We start from the raw sequence: 6,605 nt of genomic DNA on the forward strand, positions 1-6,605 counted from the left end.
CTTATCCGTAGATTGTGGCGACCAGATCGCGCAGCGATTGCTGAACGTCCGCGTCGTCGGACAAGGGTTCGATGATTGCCACGTCCAGCGCCTGATCGATACCCATACCCCCTGCGATTAGCTTGGCCGCGTAGGTCAGCAGACGGGTCGAAACCCCTTCCTCAAGGTCCATGCCCGACAAGCTGCGGATATGCCCTGCGAGGCGGATCAAAGGCGCAGCACGACCCGCGTCCAGCCCGCTTTCTTTAACGACGATTTCGAGCTCAACATCGGGTTTAGGGAAATCAAAGCCGATCGCCAAAAACCGCTGGCGGGTCGAAGGCTTCAACCGCTTAAGCACATTCTGGTAGCCTGGGTTATAGGATGCGACCAACATAAAACCCTTGGGCGCGACAAGTTCTTCGCCTGTGCGGTCAATCATTAGAGTGCGGCGGCTATCGGTCAGCGGGTGCAGGACGACGGTCACGTCTTTGCGGGCCTCGACCACCTCGTCGAGATAGCAGATAGCACCTTCGCGGACGGCGCGGGTCAGCGGCCCGTCAACCCATTCGGTCTGCCCGCCTTTGAGCAGGTAGCGCCCGATCAGATCTGCGGCGGACAAGTCGTCATGACAGGCGACGGTATAAAGTGGCTTGCCCATTTTTGCCGCCATATGTTCGACAAAGCGGGTTTTGCCACAGCCGGTCGGCCCCTTCAAAAGAAGGGGCAAACCGTTGGTGTAGGCCGTCTGGAACAGATCGCATTCGCGACCCGTTGGACGGTAATAGGGGATCGTCGGGACATTATGCATCGTCATCTATCATTCCCCTGGCTGGAGGTCGGTCTCGCCGCCTGTGATGACTTCACGTTTGCGCGGCATCGACAGCGAGTAGATGAACAGAAGCGCACCGATCACGACAGCAGCACCAGCGCCAAACCGCATCAGGTAGAACACCGACAGGGCATCCTGCACGTCCATGTAGTAGTCACCAACAACACGCTGCATGTGCGTCTGGATCGTACCGGCAAAGGTCAGGACAAAGGTCATGAACGCCATACCGCCCGTCATCAGCCAGAAGCTGGCCATGTTGAGCACTTGGTTATAGGGCTCGCGATTACGCAGCATCGGCATTGCATAGGTGAACACCGCAAGGTTCAGCGCGACATAAGCCCCAAAGAACGCAAGGTGGCCGTGGGCTGCGGTGATCTGCGTGCCGTGGCTATAGAAGTTCACGCCGTGCAGTGTATGCAGGAAACCCCAGACGCCAGCGCCAAAGAATGCAACGGTGGAAGACCCCAGCGACCACAGCAATGCGGCCTTGTTTGGGTGGTTGCGGCGACCTTTCCAGACCATGACGAATGCAAAACTCATCATCAGGAAGAACGGGATAACTTCGAGCGTCGAGAAGATCGATCCGATCCACTGCCAGTAGCCTGGTGTGCCGATCCAGTAGAAGTGGTGCCCCGTACCAAGGATGCCAGAGAATAGCGCAGTGGCAACGATGATATAGAGCCATTTTTCGACGACCTCGCGGTCAACGCCCGTCAGTTTCAGCATCAGGTAGGCAAGGATCGCGGCCATTACCAGTTCCCATGTGGCTTCCACCCACAGGTGGACCACGAACCACCAGTACATTTTGTCGAGGCTGAGGTTCTCTGGGTTAATGAAGGCGAAAATCCACAACAGGGATAGCAACCAAAGGCCCATCAGGAGCACGTTGGTGATCGCGGTCTTGCGTCCTGCCAGAACGGTCAGCGACACGTTGACAAGGAAGATCACTGCGGCCACCAGAATGCCGAATTTGACCCAGAGCGGTTGCTCAAGGAACTCACGACCGCCGTGGATACCCATCAGGTAGGACACAACGGCCCCCAGAGTGCCGACGACAAGGATGATCAGCTGGATATATGCCAGTTTGACCGAGAAGATCTCTCTTTCGGTTTCTTCAGGCAAAAGAAAATATGCTGCGCCAAAGAAGCCCAGCAGCAGCCACACGACCAGTGCGTTGGTGTGAAGCATACGGATTACGTTAAAGGGCAGAAGTTCTGACAGGAAATTGGGCGACACATAGACCCAACCAGCCAAGAGCCCACCTAGAACTTGGATTGCGAACAGCGCCATCGCCACCGAGAAATAGGCCAGCGCCACTTTTTGCGATTGATATTTCATGAGCGTCTCTCCTTAGCCCGCATCATTCGGGGGCCAGCCCTGAGTGTCGGTGTGGTCAGCCCAACGCAGGAATTCGGACAATCCGCGGATTTCCTCGTCGGTCAGGTTGAAGTTCGGCATCTGGCGACGGCCTTCGATCCCGCTTGGCTGGGCTTCCATCCAACCCTTCAGCATGTCGAATGCACCGTTGGGGTCATCTGTCACGCCCCAGCGTGTCATCACGTTGCCAACTTCAGGCGCGAAATAGGCGCCTTCGCCGTGCAGTGTGTGGCAGTTGATGCAGGAACTTCTTTCCCAGACGCGTTTGCCCAGAACGACCTCTTCGGACAGTTCCATGCCGGTCGTGGATGTATTGACGATGTATCGGTGACTTTGCACCGAGAGGACCGCGAATATGGCCACGAAGAAGATAGATCCCCCGTAAAACACATTCCGCGCCCTTGCTTTTGTAAGGATTTCAGCCATCGGAGCTTTCCCTTTTAGTTGCGGTTCAACTGAGATGGCTACGCGTGATTTCAGAGGAGGAGTTTGCGGAGGAACAACGTTCAGGCATTTTAGCGACTCTAGTTTGGTCGGTAGGAGGACAATGCTGTGAACAAAGTTATCCCTGAAGACTGCGAACTTATGCTTGGCGAGTTGATCAATCGTTGGCCAGCAACGGTCCCCGTATTTTTGGGGCACAAGATGTTATGCGTTGGCTGCCTCGTGAACCCTTTCCATACGATCGCTGATGCGTGTCTTGAATACGATCTCGAACCACTTGAATTTGTGGCCGAATTAAATGCGGCGATTAGCGCTGATGGCGAAATTGACGTTCAAGTGATTGAAAATAATTCGGAATTTGAAAGAAAATCGCTTTTATCCAATCTATTTGGAAAACCTCGCTGAAGTTTGTTGAAGCGCAAACTGCCCGATCCCGAAGTGGCCTAGAGTTGGGTCAACGAAATTCGAAAACGAGGGAAAACAATGCTTCGCAAACTGATAGTTCCAATCGCTCTGGTCGCCACATTTGCTGGTGCCGCAAAAGCAGAAGAGCACGTTGTGCGGATGTTGAACCGTGGTGAAGCCGGAACAATGGTGTTTGAACCAGGTTTCGTCCAAGCCCAAGCGGGCGACACCATCCGCTTTGTACCAACCGATCGCGGTCACAACGCCGTACTCATCGAGGGTCTGGCACCAGAAGGGGCCGCGCCATTCGAAGGTAAGATCAACGAAGAACTCGTGGTCACCCTTGATACAGAAGGCGTCTACGGCGTCATGTGCAAGCCGCATTTTGCAATGGGCATGGTGATGTCGATTGCCGTTGGCGATGTCGAGGTTCCCGAAGGTTTCCTTGAAGGGCGTCTGCCGCGAACCGCGAAGACTCGCTTCGAAGAACAGCTTTCCAATCTTTAACAAAAATCACTGAAAGACCCAGGAGGGAAAAATGGCCAAAATCATTAACCCCGGCCTCATTCAAACCAGCCGCCGCGGCGTACTTCGTGGCTCCATGCTTGCCGGCGCGGCAGCGATGGTCGGAGGTGCGGCGAAAGCCACCCCAACCAAAATGCCAATCGTGACACCGCGTCCTCACGCGCCTCAGTTTATCCAGGCTCAGGCTGACGCTCAGACTCAGGCAGTTGCGGCAGACCTGTCAGGCTACACTCGCGTTCGTCAGGAGCTGGTCGCACCACCGTTTGCCCCAGTCCATGAAAACGTTGCAACTGGTGGCCCGAAAATCGTCGAGATCACAATGGAAACGCAGGAACGCCTGTTGACCGTTGACGAGGAAACTGGCGCACAAATCTGGGCGCTGACCTACAACGGATCGGTCCCTGGCCCGCTGATCATCGTCCACCAAGACGACTATGTAGAACTCACTCTTCGCAACCCAACTGATAGCCAGATGGAGCACAACATCGACTTCCACGCATCAACTGGTGCGCTCGGCGGTGGTGGTTTGACCCACGTTTATCCGGGCGAAGAAACCGTTCTGCGTTGGAAAGCCACCAAGGCTGGTGTATTCACTTACCATTGTGCTCCAGGCGGTGCGATGATCCCGTATCACGTCACTCACGGGATGAACGGCACCATCATGGTGCTGCCGCGTGATGGCCTGAAAGACTCCCAAGGTAACCTGATCAACTACGACAGCATTGCCTACATCGGGGAACAGGACTTCTATCTGCCGCAGGACGATGATGGCAACTTCAAGTCCTACGAAAAGGCTGGTGACGACTATGCTGACAGCATGGAAGTTATGCGCGGCCTGGTTCCGACCCACGAAGTCTTCAACGGTTCTGTTGGCGCGCTGACTGGTGAAAATGCCCTACGCGCAAAAGTCGGCGACACCGTCCTGATGGTCCATAACCAAGCCACCCGCGACAGCCGTCCGCACCTCATCGGTGGCCATGGCGACAACGTCTGGGAAGCTGGTTCGTTCAGCGATCGCCCGCAAACTGGACTGGAAACATGGTTCATCCGTGGCGGCAGTTCGGGCGCAGCGACCTACACGTTCAAACAACCAGGCGTCTATGCCTACGTGAACCATAACTTGATCGAAGCTGTGCTTCTTGGCGCTACCGCTCACTTTGTCGTTGAAGGTGATTGGGACAATGCACTCATGGAGCAGGTCGTCGCGCCACATAGCATCGCAACCTGAGGAAAAGCCAATGAACTCCGCAGCCAAAAACCGTTCCGTGATGACGCGTTCCCTCGTTATCGGAGTAGCGGCACTGGCTGCGGTGACAACAATCGGGGCCGCGTATTTGTTGCGCGGTCCCGATTTAGCTTATGTGCCTGAAATGGCAGATAAACCCTACCGCTTTGAAGATGGACACGAGATTTTTGTCCAGAAATACGAAGTTACCATTGCTGAGTGGAACCGCTGTTTTACCGACGGGGCCTGTCACGAAAAGATCATTCCGCAACCCGGATTGGTTTCCGAAACGACACCTGCAACGGGTCTTAGCTATCTTGATGTCGAGGAATATTTGGCTTGGGTGAATACCAAGTCTCGCCATGCCTTCCGGCTTCCGACCTTGGCAGAATGGGAAGCGATCGCACATGAGGTGCTCCCCGAAGAAGTCGATCCCATATTTACCGATCCAGAACTAAGATGGGCGTCAGCCTATTTGGTCGAGGGGCGGGCATCGCGTGCGTTAAGGGAACAGGGTGCGTGGAAAACCAGTAGTTTGGGCATCGCCGACCTCGACGGTAGCGTATGGGAATGGACGCAGGACTGTTTCTCGGGTGATGTCGTCGCTGATGAAAGTTGCCCTGCCTACTTCGTCGGAGGAGAGCACGTGGCGGCCATGTCTTTTATAGTTCGCGACCCTGCATTCGGAGGGTGTGCGGTCGGTACTCCGCCAGCCCATCTTGGAATGCGGTTGATATCGGACAGCCCGATCCGCGCGCTTCCTCCCTCTTCCTAAAGCCGTGTTGTACTTGACCCGACGATAAAAACCGTATCTTGAATCCCTGTGTTTGCGTGTCTATGAGTTTTGGTCTGCATTCGAACAGGGATCCCAATTTTGAAAAAGCTGGATGAATCTCTCATCGCGTCGCTGCCGCCGTTCCGGCAGCTGTCTTCGGTCCAGATCCGCGAAATTTTGGATCTCGCAAGCCCACTGCGTATTGATGCCGACGCAACGATCTTTTCGGAGGGTCATGACGCTGGCAGGTTCTATCTGTTGCTGGACGGGCATATTCGTGTCGTTCGACATAGCGCGGATGGCGAGCAGATCATCTCGTTGCATATCCCACCTGGTCAATTATTCGGTATTGCTGCGGCACTGGGTCGGACCACTTATCCTGCATCGGCTGTCGCTGCGGCTGAGTGTATTGCCCTATCGTGGCCTATGTCCCGCTGGGACAGTTTCGTCACCAAATATCCAGGATTCGCGACAGAGACCTACAAAGTTGTAGGCGGCCGCGTCGAGGCTATGAACAGCACGATCATGGAAATGGCAACAAAACACGTTGAACAGCGCATAGCTTGCGCGATTTTACGTCTTGTGCAGCAAGGAGGAAAACGTACTGAGCAAGGGATCGAAATCGGCTTCCCGGTCACCCGTCAAAACATTTCCGAAATGACGGGTACAACGCTCCACACCGTTTCCCGTCTCCTATCGGCATGGGAAAAAGACGGCATTCTGGCAAGTAAACGCAAACATGTCTGCGTCACGAATGCCCATCGATTAGTGGAACTTAGCGGCGCCTGAGAATTTGAGCCTCTCTCGTGCCGTCTCGTGAGGGTCACGTTAGGTTCCCGATGGCGATCGTTAGGGTTCGGTATGTTACGTCAAACTGAATGTCCGCTCGCGTTCGCGGACAAGGGGGCGTTCGCGTCCGCAGCGAACGTCCGTTTTCCGCCGATGCTGTTGAAAAAGTCTTTGTTGCAGCGCGGCAAGTCCTTTGATTCACTCGAATATGAGGGGATTGGAGGATTTCGTCATGATGGGCACCCAAACGGCAC

9 protein-coding genes are annotated in these 6,605 nt (G+C 54.9%); 6 read left to right on the top strand and 3 right to left on the bottom strand.

Annotation, left to right across the window (positions count from 1 at the left end; translation table 11 throughout):
- Position 1: 1 nt before the first annotated feature.
- The 3 genes from AC07ED_RS01185 to AC07ED_RS01195 are packed head-to-tail and all read right to left on the bottom strand — an operon-like array spanning position 2 to position 2,614.
- Positions 2-796, bottom strand: a complete 795-nt coding sequence (locus tag AC07ED_RS01185; RefSeq protein ID WP_105236740.1) for a CbbQ/NirQ/NorQ/GpvN family protein — start codon at positions 794-796, stop codon at positions 2-4.
- 3 nt (positions 797-799) lie between these two features.
- A complete protein-coding gene (locus tag AC07ED_RS01190) occupies positions 800-2,149 on the bottom strand; it encodes a cbb3-type cytochrome c oxidase subunit I (RefSeq protein ID WP_105236741.1) in 1,350 nt (449 codons plus the stop codon).
- Positions 2,150-2,161: 12 nt separating this feature from the next.
- Complete coding sequence (locus tag AC07ED_RS01195; protein ID WP_105236742.1) at positions 2,162-2,614, bottom strand: c-type cytochrome; 453 nt, start codon at positions 2,612-2,614, stop codon at positions 2,162-2,164.
- Between the two features lie 126 nt (positions 2,615-2,740).
- Between AC07ED_RS01195 and AC07ED_RS01200 the strand changes: the two genes are divergently transcribed.
- The 6 genes from AC07ED_RS01200 to AC07ED_RS01225 form a co-directional block, all read left to right on the top strand.
- Positions 2,741-3,037, top strand: a complete 297-nt coding sequence (locus tag AC07ED_RS01200; protein ID WP_245918227.1) for a DUF1858 domain-containing protein — start codon at positions 2,741-2,743, stop codon at positions 3,035-3,037.
- A 78-nt stretch (positions 3,038-3,115) separates the two neighbouring features.
- A complete protein-coding gene (locus tag AC07ED_RS01205; protein ID WP_105236743.1) occupies positions 3,116-3,544 on the top strand; it encodes a pseudoazurin in 429 nt (142 codons plus the stop codon).
- A gap of 31 nt (positions 3,545-3,575) precedes the next feature.
- Positions 3,576-4,790, top strand: coding sequence for a copper-containing nitrite reductase (gene nirK / locus AC07ED_RS01210; RefSeq protein ID WP_105236744.1), 1,215 nt, complete (start codon positions 3,576-3,578; stop codon positions 4,788-4,790).
- 10 nt (positions 4,791-4,800) lie between these two features.
- On the top strand, positions 4,801-5,562 hold the full coding sequence (locus AC07ED_RS01215; protein ID WP_105236745.1) for a formylglycine-generating enzyme family protein: 762 nt from the start codon (positions 4,801-4,803) through the stop codon (positions 5,560-5,562).
- Positions 5,563-5,661: 99 nt separating this feature from the next.
- Positions 5,662-6,351, top strand: a complete 690-nt coding sequence (locus AC07ED_RS01220; protein WP_105236746.1) for a Crp/Fnr family transcriptional regulator — start codon at positions 5,662-5,664, stop codon at positions 6,349-6,351.
- Between the two features lie 72 nt (positions 6,352-6,423).
- Positions 6,424-6,605 (top strand): hypothetical protein (locus AC07ED_RS01225; RefSeq protein WP_478241693.1); only part of this gene is annotated, 182 nt, incomplete at its 3' end.

The sequence above is a fragment of the Aestuarium zhoushanense genome (assembly GCF_056431045.1).